This is a genomic window from Halobacillus campisalis (assembly GCF_030345335.1).
Taxonomy (GTDB): domain Bacteria; phylum Bacillota; class Bacilli; order Bacillales; family Halobacillaceae; genus Halobacillus_A; species Halobacillus_A campisalis.
Window position 1 is genome coordinate 1 of record NZ_JAPVRC010000001.1, and the last position, 16,741, is coordinate 16,741.

16 protein-coding genes are annotated in these 16,741 nt (G+C 40.7%); 14 read left to right on the top strand and 2 right to left on the bottom strand.

Going from position 1 to position 16,741, the window contains the following annotated elements:
* Window positions 1-475: 475 nt before the first annotated feature.
* A complete protein-coding gene (locus O2Q26_RS00005) occupies window positions 476-1,687 on the bottom strand; it encodes a nucleotidyltransferase (RefSeq protein WP_289214022.1) in 1,212 nt (403 codons plus the stop codon).
* A gap of 211 nt (window positions 1,688-1,898) precedes the next feature.
* Between O2Q26_RS00005 and O2Q26_RS00010 the strand changes: the two genes are divergently transcribed.
* The 4 genes from O2Q26_RS00010 (at window position 1,899) to O2Q26_RS00025 (ending at window position 4,031) form a co-directional block, all read left to right on the top strand.
* On the top strand, window positions 1,899-2,423 hold the full coding sequence (locus tag O2Q26_RS00010) for a YceD family protein (RefSeq protein WP_289214023.1): 525 nt from the start codon (window positions 1,899-1,901) through the stop codon (window positions 2,421-2,423).
* A 46-nt stretch (window positions 2,424-2,469) separates the two neighbouring features.
* The gene (gene rpmF / locus O2Q26_RS00015; protein WP_253935075.1) at window positions 2,470-2,643 is read left to right on the top strand and encodes a 50S ribosomal protein L32; all 174 of its coding nucleotides are present in this window, start codon (window positions 2,470-2,472) and stop codon (window positions 2,641-2,643) included.
* 88 nt (window positions 2,644-2,731) lie between these two features.
* A complete protein-coding gene (locus O2Q26_RS00020; RefSeq protein WP_289214024.1) occupies window positions 2,732-3,496 on the top strand; it encodes an enoyl-CoA hydratase/isomerase family protein in 765 nt (254 codons plus the stop codon).
* A 64-nt stretch (window positions 3,497-3,560) separates the two neighbouring features.
* Window positions 3,561-4,031, top strand: a complete 471-nt coding sequence (locus O2Q26_RS00025; RefSeq protein WP_289214025.1) for an RsfA family transcriptional regulator — start codon at window positions 3,561-3,563, stop codon at window positions 4,029-4,031.
* A 43-nt stretch (window positions 4,032-4,074) separates the two neighbouring features.
* On the opposite strand, the gene O2Q26_RS00030 is transcribed toward O2Q26_RS00025, so the two are convergent.
* Window positions 4,075-4,560 (bottom strand): N-acetyltransferase, encoded by a 486-nt coding sequence (locus O2Q26_RS00030; RefSeq protein ID WP_390216340.1) that lies wholly within the window; start codon window positions 4,558-4,560, stop codon window positions 4,075-4,077.
* Between the two features lie 155 nt (window positions 4,561-4,715).
* On the opposite strand from O2Q26_RS00030, the gene O2Q26_RS00035 reads away from it, so the two are divergent.
* The 10 genes from O2Q26_RS00035 to O2Q26_RS00080 all read left to right on the top strand — a co-directional run bounded on the left by O2Q26_RS00035 (window position 4,716) and on the right by O2Q26_RS00080 (window position 16,693).
* Entirely contained in the window at window positions 4,716-5,579 is an 864-nt protein-coding gene (locus O2Q26_RS00035) for a ketopantoate reductase family protein (RefSeq protein ID WP_289214026.1), read from the top strand.
* Window positions 5,576-5,956 carry a DUF3397 domain-containing protein gene (locus tag O2Q26_RS00040; RefSeq protein WP_289214027.1) on the top strand — a complete coding sequence of 127 codons (381 nt, stop codon included), beginning with the start codon at window positions 5,576-5,578 and terminating at the stop codon, window positions 5,954-5,956. Before O2Q26_RS00035 ends, O2Q26_RS00040 begins: the two co-directional genes overlap by 4 nt.
* Before the next feature lie 87 nt (window positions 5,957-6,043).
* Window positions 6,044-7,669, top strand: a complete 1,626-nt coding sequence (bshC, locus tag O2Q26_RS00045) for a bacillithiol biosynthesis cysteine-adding enzyme BshC (protein WP_289214028.1) — start codon at window positions 6,044-6,046, stop codon at window positions 7,667-7,669.
* Between the two features lie 148 nt (window positions 7,670-7,817).
* Window positions 7,818-8,249 (top strand): division/cell wall cluster transcriptional repressor MraZ, encoded by a 432-nt coding sequence (gene mraZ, locus O2Q26_RS00050; RefSeq protein ID WP_289214029.1) that lies wholly within the window; start codon window positions 7,818-7,820, stop codon window positions 8,247-8,249.
* A 23-nt stretch (window positions 8,250-8,272) separates the two neighbouring features.
* Window positions 8,273-9,250, top strand: coding sequence for a 16S rRNA (cytosine(1402)-N(4))-methyltransferase RsmH (gene rsmH / locus O2Q26_RS00055; RefSeq protein WP_289214717.1), 978 nt, complete (start codon window positions 8,273-8,275; stop codon window positions 9,248-9,250).
* Window positions 9,247-9,615 carry a cell division protein FtsL gene (gene ftsL, locus O2Q26_RS00060; protein ID WP_289214030.1) on the top strand — a complete coding sequence of 123 codons (369 nt, stop codon included), beginning with the start codon at window positions 9,247-9,249 and terminating at the stop codon, window positions 9,613-9,615. Before rsmH ends, ftsL begins: the two co-directional genes overlap by 4 nt.
* Before the next feature lie 21 nt (window positions 9,616-9,636).
* Window positions 9,637-11,769 carry a penicillin-binding protein gene (locus O2Q26_RS00065; RefSeq protein ID WP_289214031.1) on the top strand — a complete coding sequence of 711 codons (2,133 nt, stop codon included), beginning with the start codon at window positions 9,637-9,639 and terminating at the stop codon, window positions 11,767-11,769.
* A gap of 83 nt (window positions 11,770-11,852) precedes the next feature.
* Complete coding sequence (locus O2Q26_RS00070; protein ID WP_289214032.1) at window positions 11,853-13,778, top strand: stage V sporulation protein D; 1,926 nt, start codon at window positions 11,853-11,855, stop codon at window positions 13,776-13,778.
* 84 nt (window positions 13,779-13,862) lie between these two features.
* Complete coding sequence (locus O2Q26_RS00075; RefSeq protein ID WP_289214033.1) at window positions 13,863-15,338, top strand: UDP-N-acetylmuramoyl-L-alanyl-D-glutamate--2,6-diaminopimelate ligase; 1,476 nt, start codon at window positions 13,863-13,865, stop codon at window positions 15,336-15,338.
* The gene (locus O2Q26_RS00080; protein WP_289214034.1) at window positions 15,338-16,693 is read left to right on the top strand and encodes a UDP-N-acetylmuramoyl-tripeptide--D-alanyl-D-alanine ligase; all 1,356 of its coding nucleotides are present in this window, start codon (window positions 15,338-15,340) and stop codon (window positions 16,691-16,693) included. The genes O2Q26_RS00075 and O2Q26_RS00080 overlap by 1 nt, the downstream gene beginning before the upstream one ends.
* Window positions 16,694-16,741: the final 48 nt, after the last annotated feature.

Below are 16,741 nucleotides of genomic sequence, written 5' to 3' on the forward strand. Positions count from 1 at the left end.
TCCTACCTTTGAAAGCGGAAGCACTTCGTTCAGCGGCGTATGGACTGGACTGAGATGGCGGAGATAAAAATAATTCAAAGAACAGTATAAGGGGGTTCGTTCATCTCATATCGATTGGTGTGGTTGGGAAGCTGCGAGACTCCCGTGGGAGAAGGATGTAGGCGAGATCCCACAGGGCTGCAAGCCCGAGGAAGCTCGCCACTTCCCCCGCAGGAAAGCGAGTAGCTTCCCAACCACACCAGACTCTCATTGCGGCCACGAACCCTGGTTATCTCGAAACTGAGTCTTAAAGTATCCTGCCAAATAGTTTAAAAACTACCACAAGGTGCACAGCTTTATACAAAAAACGCTACATTCGTTACAATATTAACGATTAAACTAGATGAAGGAAAACAAGCAATAATTTTTATGAGCACTTCTAATTTTAAAGTGTTTTTTCTCAATAAGGGTTTTGGTAAGTCATCCTTCAATAAATTTAAATCCGAACAGGAGCACCGAATTCCCTATGATAGTGATTGTTTCTGCGGTCATTAGGAAGCGGATTATAGTAAGCAGCTGAAGCTCTTTCTTCTATATCAAGCATAAGATGATTAGCCTTTTGCGGCTGCGTAATGAGAGGAACGTCCATTTTTTTCTTGCGTTGACCAAGGTAATCTTGACCCGTTTGGTTCATGCCGAGGACGCGCACATACGGAACGGTGTTCTGATCTAAGTATAGGTCAGCTTCTACTTTTGTGAAATTTGTTAGAATGTGTGTACACACACGCTGAATTCTTGTCCACGTATATCGCTTCGTCTTAACTTTTTCCATGAAGTCGAAAAAAGAGACCGATGTCTTAATGGCTTGTTTCAATCGGTATTCCAATCCTTCGTCTACTCCGTGAATAGCATGGAGTTCTTTTAGAGAGCTAACCGATAGCTTATAGTGGAGCAGGGGGAAATACAGATTCCAATTATGCCATAAATCCGCTCTTTCGCGATAATGTGTTAATTGGTCAATGGTTTCTTGAGGAAGAGCCTGTCTGGCATGTTCAGAAAGCCCATCTTCTTTTAATATTTCTTTACGTATACTAGTTGCGCTTGCCATCCGTCCTGAAAGATGTTCATCATGAAATTCACTTTCCTGACGTTTTATAGTCAAAGGCTTGATCGATTCATCGTATGTCAAAATTTGTTTTATATAGCTGAAACCTAAAATATTATTAGGGGCGGAAAAGTCGAATGAAGCTGTCGATATTCCGATCGCCTCGTTGGCTATTCGAGCAGCATCAGGATAGGAATGCCCAAGGTCCAGAGCTTGTCTTATTTTTACTTCATAGGAAGTTTTATTTTCTTTTAAATCATCGTAAGCCTTCATGAACGGAGGGATTTTTCCGTTTTCACTGCCAAAACATAACGAATCAATGCCTAAAGCTGACAGAGAAAGGACCGCCCCTTTACTGAAATAGTCGCTATGCTGTACCGCGTAGACATAGGGAAGTTCTAAAACCAAATCAACTCCGGATTGTAAAGCAGCTTTTGTACGGTGCCACTTATCGATTATGGCCGGTTCTCCTCTTTGGAGAAAATGTCCGCTCATCACAGCAATCATGCAGTCTGCACCTGACTGTTCTCTGCTTTTTGATACGTGGTATTTATGACCGTTGTGAAACGGATTATATTCCACTACTATACCGCAAGCATTCATCTTTAGTTACCTCCTTGCCGCATTAAAAAGCGGCATGATAATTAATACTGTTCTCCATATTTTATCATGATGGTAGCAGTTAGTTGAGATTCTGTTCAATTTTATATAAAATATAAGTATTGGAATTCGTGAGTCAGTGTGTGTAAAGAAAATATATTGACAAAACACGAAAATCCTTTTACAATAACTCTTGTTGCCATGAGGTGAAAAAATGAAATTTCCTCTACAAAAACTTAATCAATCCGGTGATCAGCCGTTTGAATTTGAAGAAGATGTAGATATCCGCGAATTAGAGAACATGAACAACGACATCCGAAGAATTTCTGATGTGCATGTGCAAGGTCAAGCTACTAAGCGTGGTGACGACATTACTGTCACTTTTACAGCTGAAGGTGAAATGATTCTTCCATGTGCGAGAACACTTGTTGATGTTCCTTACCCTTTTCAAATTGAAGGACTTGAGCAATTTAATGTGTCTTCCTTCTATAAAGAAGAAGATGAGAGCGAGATTCATCCGGTTCGTGGAGAAATCCTTGACTTAACCCCCTTTATAAAGGAAAATGTTCTATTAGAGGTTCCAACTCGTGTGTTTTGTAAGGACGATGAGGTACACGCTCAAGCTCTAACTGAAGGAAAAGGGTGGCAGGTGGTTACAGAAGAACCGGAGGAAAACAAAGTAGATCCTCGCATGGCTAAACTGCAATCATTATTAGATGAAAAAGAAAATAACGATTAAGGAAACAATCTGATTTCCTCTCGTAAAATAAAAGGAGGTGTACAACATGGCAGTACCTAAGCGCAGAACTTCAAAAAAGGTTAAAAACCAACGCCGTACTCACAAAAAACTACATGTACCTGGCATGGTAGAATGTCAGAACTGTGGGGAGTACTCAAAACCACACCATGTTTGCAAATCTTGTGGACAGTATAATGGAAAGCAAGTTATTGCAAAGTAAATCTAAGTGTTAAAGGAGCCTGAATTCCATTCAGGCTCCTTTTTTACATCCGATAGCAGTACTTAGCAGTAGAAAGGAAGAAGTGGATATGGAACAGGTTAGCATCGAACAGACCAAAAGTGGACTGGCTAAGGTAACATTAGACCGAAGCGAAAAGATGAATGCGGTTACTCAACAAATGAGTGGTGAGCTATTACAAACGCTCCAAAAGCTAAAAAAAGATTCGAGGGTCAAGTGTCTAGTCATAACGGGAGCTGGTCACCGAGCCTTTTGTTCGGGGGGCGATTTGACGGAATTCCACGGAGAGTTAAATGAGCAGGAAGCTTACGCGAAGTTGAGTCTGATGAAAGAGGTTTTGTATGAGTTGTTCACATTTCCAATGCCGACTGTTGCTCTTCTTAACGGGCAGGCCCGGGGTGGTGGATGTGAGATAGCTACAGCATGTGATTTTCGTTATGGGAGATGTGACGCACAGTTCGGATTTGTACAAGCAAGTTTAGGAATTATCCCTGGATGGGGAGGGGGCGAACTGTTATATAGACGTATAAGAGCGGAAGCAGCTTCTCAGTGGTTGATGGATGCGTCGATGTATGGAGTTGAGGAAGCACTTCGAATAGGCTGGTTACATAAAATTATAGAAACTGAAGATCTTCAGGACGAGGGTATATTTAGTTCCTTTTTAAACAAATCCAATGAGCAGTTACGATGGCTTAAGAAACAATACTTAAGCAAACTATCTATTGAAGAATTATTGGAAGACATGGAACTTGAAGTTGAGAATTGCGCTCGTCTTTGGGAGTCGTCTGAACATAAAGAAGCTTTGAAGAGATTCAAGGAATCACGAAAAAAATAATGAAGTATAGTCTATCAACCTCCACATTTGCATAACTATAAGCAAACTATAGAGGAGGGATAGAATGGATGCTCCAAGACAAGATGCTTGGAAGATAGATGAAGATGAATTATTAGCACACACTGTCTTGCAATACATTAAAGAAGGCCATACCCAATTGGAAGCTTTTCAAGAAGTTGCGAGACAATTGAACCGAACCCCTGCTGCTTGCGGATTCCGTTGGAACGCCACGGTTAGAAAAAATTATCAAAACGATATCCGTGAAGCTAAGCAGGAGCGTACGTCTTACCGAAACACGGTAAACACGGCCGCATTGCAAAAGAACTCATCTATATCTCTTGATGATGCCATTCTCTTTTTAAAAGAGATGAAGCAGCATTCCCAGCATGATCAGGAAGAGTTACAATCTAAGCTTTATCAGCTGAGCGAAGAGAATGTACGCTTGAAAAATCAAATCAAACAATGGGAAGATGCCTGGTCAGAGATTGATAAATTAACGAATTGGGTGAAGAATCGTTATCAGACGTCTTCTTAAATAAAAAAGGCCCTACACATAAATGTAGCGGCCTTGTGTTATTTTATTCACTTATATCTCTTTCCTCGACTCCCGAAGGCAGCCAAATGAGAGGGTTTTCTCCCCGGTCACGTTCTACCTCATAGTGAGCTTTATGGAAATCCATTCTTTCCCAGAACCCATGAGAGTTAATTCTTGGGTTTGTTTTTATGGGTAACTTGAAGCTTTTAGCGAAATCCACTAAAGCTTTTCCATATCCCTGATTGCGATAGTCTGGGAGAACTTCCAATTTCCAAAGTTCTAAATAGTCTTGAGGAGGTGTGAAATAATAATCGTATTTTTTTGAGACGCGATATAAACTCATTCTTGCCACTAAAGCGTTTCCAAAATAGATTCCAAAAAAAGGTGACTCACTGTCATTCTCAACGATGTTACTTTCTAAATCCTCAAACATAGCTAATTCTTGATTCCCATATTCTTTAAATCGTTTGAATTCCTCTAGCGTTTTATAATTTACCAAGAGAGGCTGAACCTTTATTTTTGTCATCATTCCAGATTCCCCTTTCAAATATCTATCTAATTTACCATTATAATATAAAAATATTCAGAAAGAAATAACTATTACCTATGGAAAAATCTTCTCCCTTATCTTTTTAAATTTTGCTACAATAATAAAAAAGGCTTTAGACCGGAGGTGTAAAATACTTGAGAATAGGAATTATAGGCGGAGGTTCTATAGGGTTACTTCTTGCATCTCATTTAGGGGCTGTCCACAAAGTTTCACTTTATGTCAGAACGGAAAAGCAAAAGAAGGCAGTGAATGAAAATGGGGTTATTTGCGACGGAATGATGCGGGAGATTAAAGCTTATTCTAATAATGAGCAGATGAAGGAACAAGATCTTTTGATTGTGGCTGTAAAACAGTATCACCTGCAAAGTTTAACGCTGCCTTCAAACCCGGATTTGTTATTTCTTCAAAATGGAATGACCCACTTATCCTTCATTCAGCATTTGCCCAATAATTGTGCCCTTGGCATTGTAGAGCACGGAGCAATGAAAGCCTCCGAATATGAAGTCTTTCACACGGGCAATGGTTCTATTCGGCTTGCAAATCATCATGGAAAGGAAATGGCAAGTCAGCTTGTTGATCTTCTTGGATCAGAAAAGTTCCCAATTTACTTTCATGATGATTACTGGAACATGCTTTCTGAAAAATTGATTATTAATACAGTGATAAATCCGTTAACAGCAATATTTAAAGTAAATAATAAATACATTTTAGAAAATGACCATATCAGGAAACTGGCAGAACTATTATGTGAAGAGGGTTCAAGAGCTTTGGGACTTATCCATGAAGAACAATGGCAACGAATCTGCCGAATTGCACAGTCTACTGGTGAAAATCAATCCTCTATGTTAAAAGATCTCAATGAGGAACGGAAAACAGAAATAGATGCGATCTGTGGATTTATCCTTAAAAAACTGGAAGGGGAGGCTCCATACCATAATTTTGTCATTGAATCCGTTCATGCATTGGAGGCAATAAATTATAAAGGAGAGGCTATATGAGTGAGGTATTTGTTTATATTTTAGCTTTTATAGTCACCGTACCTTTTTTATTTTTATTTCTGCTTTATTTTATAACGCGTAAGCTGTATCGAAATAAGAGGAAAGCCGTTCATCAGACGGCTCAGCTTATGGTGCCGATTCTAATTACAGCTGTACATACCCTTTTGATCGTGTTGTTCGATTTAAACGCTTTAGCATGGATCATTGTATCTCTTCTGTTTTTACTGAGCGTAGCTATTATCATTCAATATAAAATATCTGAAGAAATACTCTTGTTCAAAGCCTTTAAAAGCTTTCTGCGATTAAGTTTCCTAGTATTTACAACCGTTTATATAGGGTTGACCGCTTTTGGGATTGTGGACCGGCTATTTCTGTAACAAACAGATTAGGTGAACTTCGCGGCTGTTTTTTGTACAATACATAGTGGTACATAACAACCTATGTATAGAAGGAGAAGTTCATAAATGCGCATCGATCCAATTAATTTTTCGGATGCTAACCCTCTCGTTGCTGATTATAAAGCGGATAACAAAAGCGTGCACGATAAATTCGATTTTAATCCTAACAATGAAAGTGATTGGCTTAAACGAGCTGAGGACATTCAAGGTAACCATTATAAAAGGGAAGAATTAACTGAAGTACTTACACAGTTGAATGATCGCTGGAATGCTTCAGCACCAACTTTTCAAAACATTAAAAAATTAGAAGATAAACGCACGACAGCTATAGTAGCTGGCCAGCAGGCAGGGCTTCTAACAGGCCCTTTATATACTGTGCATAAAATCATCTCTGTCTTACAGATGACGAAATTGAAAGAGAAGGAATTAGGGAGTCCTGTTGTACCTGTGTTTTGGATCGCAGGGGAGGATCATGACTTTGCGGAAATCAATCATATTTACATGGAAAACAATCAGGCTATGGAAAAACTACAGGTGGATACTGACGTGAATGAAAAGTCTTCTGTTTCAGATTTAATATTTGATGAGCACGCTGTGAAAGAATGGCTGGATAAGATCTTTAATCACCTCCAGGAAACGGAGTATACCTCTAGTATTTATTCAAGCTTTAAAGATGCCATTAAAACGTCGAGCAGCTTTACGGACTTTTTTGCAAAAGTGATTCATAAATTGTTTCCTCGTGAAGGTTTGATTTTACTCGATGCTCATGACCGTGAAATTCGCAAGTTAGAAGGTTCCTACTTCAAGGAAATGGTTGACCATAATGAGCAGATTGCCCAGGGTGTATATTCTTCCGAGCAGAAAATCAAACAGGAAGGCTACCCGATATCTCTGTTCAGCTCAGCAGATGACGCAAACTTGTTCCTTCATAAAGACGGGGAGCGCGTTCTGTTAGTTAGGGATGAAGATGGGTTCTTCAAAGGGAAAAAAGGAGAAGTTAGCTTAAGTAAAGATGACCTGCTTTCCGTTGCCGAACAAGAGCCATGGCGGCTTAGTAATAACGTAGTTACTCGACCGCTTATGCAGGAACTTCTTCTTCCCGTTCTCGGCTTCGTCGGAGGTCCTGGAGAAATAAATTATTGGGCAGCGCTTAAACCAGCTTTTCATACTTTAAATTTACGAATGCCTCCAGTAGTTCCAAGGTTATCATTTACATTACTGGATCGTGCATCCGACAAAAGACTTCGTGATTACGAAATTGATGTAGGGGCTGGAGTCCAGCAAGGCACGGGTCCTAATAAATTGAACTGGATAGCGACATTAGGTGAACAGCCAATAGATAAGCTGGCAGAAGAAATGAAAAAAGAAATAGAAAACATCCACAAGCCTCTTAGAAATAAAGCTGCGGATCTGGGGCCGGATATGAAAGCATTAGCAGACAAAAACTTAGAGTATATTCATCAGTCAATAGGTTTCCTTCAAAAACGAATGCTGAAATCGACCGAAGAAAATTACGAACGGGAGTTGCGAGTATTCGATGAATTGAACCTATTGCTGCGCCCAGGCGGAGCTCTGCAGGAAAGAATGTGGAGTATAGTACCATGGGTTAATATGCACGGTATAGACGTCTTTGAAAGAATGTGCAGCAGAGAATTATCATTTGATCACACCCATTTTGTCGTTAGGTTGTAAATAATCCCCCACCATCTCCCACTATAAAAAATAGTAAGAATCCTGCTTAAATAAGCAGGATTTTTTGTGTGTCAGTAGAATATTTAAAAATGAGTGGTGAAAAGTGGAGCGATGTGGTAGTCTGAAAATAGAAGGTGGGGTAAACTCTATGTTCATGGGCGAATTTCAGCATAACATCGATACGAAAGGACGGATCATCGTCCCTTCGAAATTTCGTGAAGAACTTCAAGAAGGCTTTGTGCTGACAAGAGGTTTAGATCAATGTTTATTCGCTTATCCTATGAACGAGTGGAAATTATTAGAGGAAAAGCTGAAAAAGCTTCCCCTTACTAAAAAAGATGCGCGAGCCTTCACTAGATTTTTCTTTTCTGGAGCTGTTGAATGTGAAGTAGATAAGCAAGGAAGAGTAAACATTCCCCCGCCGCTAAGAAACCATGCGAAGTTAGATAAGGAATGTGTAGTTATTGGCGTATCAAATCGTATTGAATTTTGGAGTAAAGATCTATGGGAAAGCTACTTCGAAGAATCAGAAGAGTCTTTCTCAGAGATTGCTGAAAATATGTTGGATTTCGATATTTGATAGGTAGAGAAACGGGTGAAGAAATGTTCGAACATTATAGTGTATTAAAATCAGAAACAATAAAGCAGCTGCATATTAAGCCTGATGGTGTATATGTGGATTGCACTTTAGGAGGTGGAGGGCATTCCATTGAGATCGCTTCAAGACTCGATAAAGGAAAGCTCATAGCCTTTGATCAAGATGAACATGCGTTAGAAGCAGCAAAAGAAAGGTTAGCTCCCTACGCAGACAAAGTTACATTAGTACATGCTAATTTCCGCCAATTAGAAGAAAAACTCAACGAGCTTAAAATCGAGCGCGTAGATGGGATTCTTTACGACTTAGGTGTTTCAAGTCCTCAGCTCGACGTAGCTGAGAGAGGGTTCAGCTACCATAACGATGCTCCTCTGGACATGAGGATGGACCAGTCGAATGAAACGTCAGCATGGAACGTGTTAAATGAGTGGGCATATGAAGACCTTGTCCGAATATTTTTCAAATACGGGGAAGAGAAATTTTCAAAGCAAATCGCAAGGAAAATTGAGGTTGCGCGAGAGGTACAATCGATTGAAACAACGGGACATCTCGTTGAACTGATAAAGGATGCCATACCCGCTCCAGCGAGAAGAAAAGGTGGCCATCCTGCAAAAAGGATCTTTCAAGCGATCAGAATTGCTGTCAATGATGAGCTAGGAGCATTTCAAGACACTCTCCATCAAGCGGCCAGAACGGTAGCTGTAGATGGGAGAATAGCGGTGATCACCTTTCATTCATTAGAGGATCGACTATGTAAGCAGGCATTTAAAAAATGGAGTACGAATCCGCCTCTTCCGAAAAACATCCCAATGATTCCTGAAGATAAGCAGCCACCATTTAAAATGGTTACACGCAAGCCTATTGTTGCAGAAGAAGAAGAGTTAGAAGACAACCGACGTTCAAGGTCAGCAAAATTAAGAGTGGTAGAGAAAATCAAACCATGGTCAGATTCATTCACATTTGAAGAAGGGTGGAAGCAAACGTGAGTACAGAGAGAGTAAAAAAAATGCAGCAGCCAATCGAACACCAACAGCAGCAAAAGCAAGTCAAAGTTAAAATCCAAAAAAAGCAATGGGTAAGTACAGGGGAGAAAGTTTTATATTCTGCAGCTACAGGCGTCATAGCGTTGGCTTCAGTTTTTATGGTGCATTTTTCTTCAACTACGGATACACTGAACCGTGATATTCAACAAGCTGAACAGAAAATCAGTCAACAAGAGGCTGTTAACGACAGTTTGGCTTATGATGCTAAAGAACTAAGTAACCCCGACCGTATTCTTCAAATTGCAAAAGACAATGGCTTGGAAATGCAAAACGCAGAAGTCAAACAAGCTGGCTATGTTGGAAACTAAGAGAAACTAGGTGAACTTCTTATGAAAAGCTCAAATACACATAAGGGTGCCGCGATCCTGATTTTGCTTTTTTCGGCATTCTTCCTCATCATCACTGGACGGTTCCTATATATTCAGTCCACTGCTGAAATTGAGGGTGTGAATTTGAATGAATGGGCGGAAAAAGCCAGAACTAGTTCCTATTCTTTAGACGCGGATAGAGGGAACATTTATGACAAAAATGGAATGCTCTTAGCGTACGACCGCCCTACATACAAGCTGTATGCGGTGGTGGACCCGGAATTTTCTCAATCTGAAGAGGAGCCAGCACATGTGACGAGTCCGGATGAAACGGCGTCTGCGCTGGCTCCTTTGTTAGATATGGAGACATCTGAAATCGAAACTCAAATAAACGACGCTCAAGAAGACGGAAGATTCCAAGTCGAGTTTGGCAGTAAGGGAGCAAATCTTTCAAAAGATAAAATGGAAGAGATTGAGGAACTTGATTTGCCCGGGATCGATTTCGAGGAACAATCCAAACGCTACTATCCAAACGGCACATTCGCTTCTCACATTATCGGCTTCGCTCGTAATGATGATGGGCTTATTACGGGAGTGACCGGTGTTGAGAAACAGATGGAAGAATACTTGCAAGAGCAAAAGGGTGAAATCTCTTATGAAAGAGATAAATATGGCTCTAAATTATTGAACCCTAATGAAGTACTGACTGAACCTGATAATGGAGATAATGTCCATCTTTCCATCGACCAAAAGATACAGACATTTTTAGAAGATGCTATGGCAACAGTCGATGAGAAATATGAACCGGAAAAGATCATGGCAGCGGTTATGAATCCTAAGACAGGAGAAGTCGTAGCTTTGGGGAACAGGCCAAGCTACAACCCTAACGATCTAGGCGAAGTGGATAATTGGTATAACGACATTATTGCTGACTCTTTTGAACCTGGGTCTACTATGAAAATGTTCACATGGGCCTCGGCCATAGAAGATGGAGTATATAATGGGAAGGGTACGTTTGAATCGGGTTCATATGAGGTTTCTGGGAGTACAATAAGGGATCACAACCGGGAAGGATGGGGAGAAATCACGTATGATGAGGGGTTCGAAAGGTCATCTAACGTGGCGGCTTCCAAACTTGGTTACGAACTGCTTGGCCCTGAAAAATTCAGAGAGTACCTTTCAGATTTTAATCTCGATGAAAAGTCAGGAATAGATCTTCCTGGAGAGGGTCAAGGCAAGATTCTTTATGATTATCCGATTGAAAAAGTGACAACTGCGTTTGGTCAAGGTTCAACAACTACTCCATTGCAGCTTATGACAGCAGCGACTGCAATAGCAAATGATGGTAAAATGATGCGGCCTTACACGTTGTCAAAGGTGACTTCCAGCGAAAACGGGGAAGTCATAAGTGAAAAAGAGCCAGAAGTTATTGGTGAACCAATCTCTGAGGATACAGCAGAAAAAATGCGTGATTTATTAGGACGAGTCGTTTCAGGTGAACATGGAACGGGTGCTCCTTTTGAACTTAAAGACTACTCTCTTGGAGGAAAAACTGGAACAGCACAAATACCGAAAGAAGGTGGGGGCTACCTTACTGGAAAGGGCAACCATATTTTTTCTTTCCTCGGCATGGCTCCAGTGGAAGACCCGGAGTTACTTATGTATGTTGCAGTAAAGCAGCCGAATCTTGAAGTAACTGAAACTGGATCAGAACCTACTTCTTTTATCGTTAAATCGGTAATGGAGAACAGCCTTCACTATTTGAATATCGATCCAGATCAGGAGAAAGAACCTGAAGTAAAAGAAAAAGAAGTGCAAGATTACGTTGGAAAATCTACGGAAAAGGCTGAAAAAGACTTGAAGAAAGATTTCAAAAACGTAACTGTAGTAGGAGCAGGGAGTGAAGTGACTGCTACTATACCCGAAGCAGGCACAAACGTTATGACAGAGCAGAGGATGATTCTGATTACAGATGAACCTGTGATGCCTGATATCCAGGGTTGGTCTCTGCGTGATGTACAGAAGCTGGCCGAACATTTTAATCTTGAACTAGAAACCATGGGGGATGGTTATGTGAGTAACCAGAACATGGAAGAAGGTACGGCGCTAAGAGAAGGCGGCTACCTGGTAGTGGAACTTACTAAGCCAGAGTGATCAAAACCAACAGTGTTCTAATCGTTTTCCGATTGCATATAGTGATACAAGCTTACTCTATCGACTTTAAAGGAGTTATGGATATGAGAAGGGTATCACAAGTAATCGTAAGAAAGCGGTTAGTCGCTGTTTTTTTTGTAGGGTTAATTATCTTTACTGTAATCATTGGCCGTCTCGGCTATGTTCAATTCGTGTTGAGTGACTTCCTAGTGGACAAGGCTGAACAATCCTGGGGGAGAGATATAACATTCGAGCCGGAACGAGGGAAAATTCTAGATACGAATGGAGAAGTTTTAGTTGGAAATCAATCGGCACCAACTGTTATGGTCGTCCCAAGACAAATAAAAGAACCTGAGAAAACAGCAAAACAGCTTTCTGACATTTTGGAGATGAGTGTAGATAAAGCATTCTCACACCTTACAAAGCAAGTATCAATTGAAAAAATTCATCCTGAAGGACGAAAGATTTCGGACGAGCAAGCGAATGCTATTCAGATGCTCGATATGCCTGGGGTTTACGTAGCAGAAGATTCATTGAGATATTACCCGAATGGTTCTTTTCTTTCTCATGTACTTGGTTTCAGCGGAATTGATAATCAGGGACTCCTTGGCCTTGAATCGGTGTATGACGATCAACTAAAAGGAGAGCAGGGTGCACTGTCTTTTTTTTCTGATGCAAAAGGGAAGAGGATGCCTGATATAGCAGATACTTATACCCCTCCTGTTGATGGGAAAGACCTTCAGCTTACGATTGATTATAACGTTCAATCGATCGTGGAAAGGGAATTGGATATGGCGGAAGCTAAATATAACCCTGATGGAGCAGTAGCTATTGCAGTCGATCCGAAAACGGGACAGGTCAAAGCGATGGCTTCAAGGCCGAATTTCCATCCAGGAAATTATCAGGAAGTGGATGCATCCACCTATAACCGAAATTTGCCTGTATGGAGCACCTACGAGCCAGGATCCACTTTCAAAATTATTACGTTAGCCGCTGCTTTAGAGGAGGGGCTGGTAAATTTGGATGATGAACATTTCCATGACTCGGGTTCAGTTAAAGTTGGAGGAGCAACACTTAGATGTTGGAAAAGGGGCGGCCATGGTGATCAAACTTTTCTAGAAGTCGTGCAAAACTCTTGTAACCCAGGTTTCGTGCAATTAGGTGAACGATTAGGCAAAGAAAAATTATTTGAATACATTGATCTTTTCGGGTTTGGTGAGAAAACAGGGATTGATTTAGAAGGTGAAGGCAGCGGGATTTTATTCAGACCTGAACAAGTTGGACCGGTAGAACAAGCGACAACTGCATTTGGACAGGGCGTTTCAGTCACGCCGATTCAACAAGTTATGGCAGTAGCTGCTGCTGTGAACGGTGGTTATTACTATGAACCTTATGTACAGGAAGCATGGCTGGACCCTGTGGACGGTGAAGTATTAGAGAAGAAAGAGCCAAATTTAATTAAGAGAGTGATATCAGAAAAGACTTCAAAGGAAGTAAGTAAGGCTTTGGAAAGTGTGGTAGCGAAAGGTACAGGTCGCGGCGCTTACGTGGAAGGGTATCGTGTAGGTGGAAAAACAGGAACAGCACAGAAAGTGGGCAAAGACGGAAAGTATATGACGGATAATCATATTGTGTCTTTCATCGGGTTCGCCCCTGCAGATGATCCAGAATTGGTCGTTTACTTAGCGATTGACAACCCAAAAGGGACTGTGCAGTTTGGTGGTGTAGTAGCAGCTCCCATTGTTGGTTCGATTATGGAAGATAGTCTCCGTTCACTCGGTGTAAAACCTCGTAAAGACGGATTAGATAAAGAATATTCCTGGCCTGAAGAACCACTTGTAGAAGTGCCGGACGTCACGGGGATGGAGAAAAAAGATATCAATAAGCTAATGACGACATTAAAAGTAGAAGTAAGTGGAAAAGGAGAAGCTGTCGTCGCTCAAGCTCCTAAAGCAGGAGTGAAAGTGCCTAGTGGATCAACCATCCGTATTTATTTAAATAATGATTGAGTTTTCTAAATTTATGTCAAAACCATACAGTGGGCTTGATTTTTGCTATAATAGTAGAGAATGTCGACAGTTAGGATGGTATGTATGAAATTAAATAAACTATTAGAACTAATTCCTTTTTACAAAACAAATCAAAATGTGGATGATATAGAAATCACTGGTGTGTCCATGGATTCTAGATCTGTGGGTCTGGGTGAAGCTTTTGTATGTATCATAGGCAGTGAATCTGATGGACACGACTTTGTAAATTCAGCCATAGATCAAGGGGCAGCATTGATTATTGCTGAGAAAGAATTGTCAATTGATTTTCCTGTAATAACTGTTAATGATACGACGAAAGCATTAGCTATGATTTCGTCGACTTTTTACAATTACCCAACCGAGAAAATCCATACCATAGGCGTGACAGGTACAAATGGTAAAACGACAATTACTTATTTACTTGATGAAATTTTCACTCTTGAACAACACATAACCGCAACAATTGGAACGATTCAAATGAATATCGCAGGAAGATCATATCCTGTGAAAAACACAACACCTGATGCTCTTTCGCTTCAGCAAAGTTTTCAACAAATGGTGGAATATGGAGTGGATACAGCCATAATGGAAGTGTCATCCCATGCATTGGATCAAGGCCGTGTCTATGGCTGTGATTTTGATGTGGCCGTTTTCACCAATTTGACCCAGGATCATTTGGATTATCATGAAAGCATGGGCGACTATCTTCATGCTAAGTCCCTATTGTTTGCCCAACTAGGAAATGGGTATAATTTGAAACGGGAGAAGTTTGCTATTATCAACGGTGATTCACCGGTAGCTGGGAAACTCATCCGTGCAACTTCCCAACCCGTATTGACTTATGGTATAAATAAGCCGGCTGATATCATGGCAAGAGAGATCAGACTTCACGAGAAAGGGAGTTCTTTTGTATTAAGCACCCCTAAAGGTGAGATTACCATCGAAAGTCCTTTAATGGGATTGTTCAGTGTCTATAATATGATGGCCTCTGCAGGCGCTGCTCTGGTTTCAGGAATAGATCTTTCCGTTATCCAAAAATCTTTCAAACATACGAAAGGGGTGCGTGGAAGATTTGAACCTGTATTAGAAGGGCAGCCATTTGGAGTGGTCGTCGATTACGCGCACACACCTGACTCACTAGAGAATGTGCTGAAAACTATGAGCGAATTTTGTAAAGGTGAAATCCGGGTAGTGGTTGGATGCGGAGGCGATAGAGATCGCAAGAAACGACCACTGATGGCGGATGTAGCTATGAAATACGCTGATCAATCAATTTTTACATCTGATAACCCAAGAACAGAGGACCCAACTGTAATTTTAAATGATATGACTTCCCACTTGAATGGCAACTTCGTAATAGAAGAAGACCGCAAATCAGCGATCGACCTTGCGATTTCCAATTCTGAAGAAGGGGATATGGTTCTCATTGCAGGCAAAGGACATGAAACATATCAGGAAATTAATGGCGTGCGTTATGAGTTTGATGATTGTGAGGTAGCGAGAAATATCTTATCGAAGGTTAAGGGGAGTCGCACGTAATGTTTACAATAAATGAATTAACATCAATTTTCCCATCTTACAGAGGTACCGCTGATGCCCAAATCTTAATCCGCGGAGCCATGACGGATACTCGTGTGGAAAATAAGCAAAGCTTATTTGTACCGATAGTCGGTGAAAATCACGATGCACATAAGTTTATTAACGAAGCAATAAAAAAAGGCGCTGTAGCTGCATTGTGGCAGAAAGATCACGAATTACCCAGGGAAATTCCTACTGAGTTTCCTGTTTTTTTCGTCGAGGATACTCTCCAGGCACTTCAGGAGACATCCTCGTTTTACTTAAAAAAAGTAAATCCCACCGTTATCGGAATCACAGGGTCTAATGGAAAGACGACAACTAAAGATCTCGTTGCTTCTATTCTTCAAGTGAAATTTCGCACTCATAAAACGGCTGGGAATTATAACAATCATATCGGTTTACCTTTAACGATATTATCTATGCCGAGTAATACAGAGGTGGCTGTCCTTGAAATGGGGATGAGTCAAGCGGGAGAAATTTCTTTATTATCTAAATTAGCAGAGCCTTCTCATGTTATTATCACGAACATTGGTGAGTCTCATATTGAATATTTAGGGTCGCGTGAGGGGATTGCTAAAGCAAAGCTGGAAATTCTTAACGGATGGCATGATGGTACGTTCATATTTGACGGGGATGAAGAACTGCTAAACTCGTATCTTGGGACAGATCGGTCTGTATCATGCGGCTTTCTAAGTCAATCTTCTGTCGTCATTAAAGTCCATGAACTTCTAGAGGATCGAAGTCATTTCGAAGTGCTTGCTCACAATTACACGTTACCTATTGCAGGCAGGCATAATGTTAAGAATGCTGCTTATGCCATCTCTTTAGCCCAAACACTAGGTTTGACTCCAGGTGAAATACAGAGTGGGTTTGATAATCTAGAACTCTCAGGTATGAGGTTTGAAAAAGTAGACGGTATAAATGGTTCTCTTCTTATCAACGATGCCTATAATGCTTCGCCCACTTCAATGAAAGCAACCATTGGAATAATCGAAGAATTGCAATCGAGATCCCATAAAATACTTGTTTTAGGTGATATGTTTGAATTGGGCGAATTTGCAGGTGAGCTTCATGAAGATGTGGCCACTGTAATTTCGGATCAAATCAGCTCTGTGTATACGATCGGGGAGCATGCAAATAGAATAGTGGAGTCTGTAAAGGTTAAACATCCAAATATAGAAAGTATTCATTTTAAAGATAAAGAATCATTGAGTGATCACCTAAAAAAGAAATTAACTGCCAATACGGTCGTTTTAATCAAAGCCTCCAGAGGGATGAAGCTTGAACAATTATTAAACGATCTTACAGAGAAATAAACAGGCGATGACAATCATGATTGCACATAAGGAGGAATTTCATTGAAC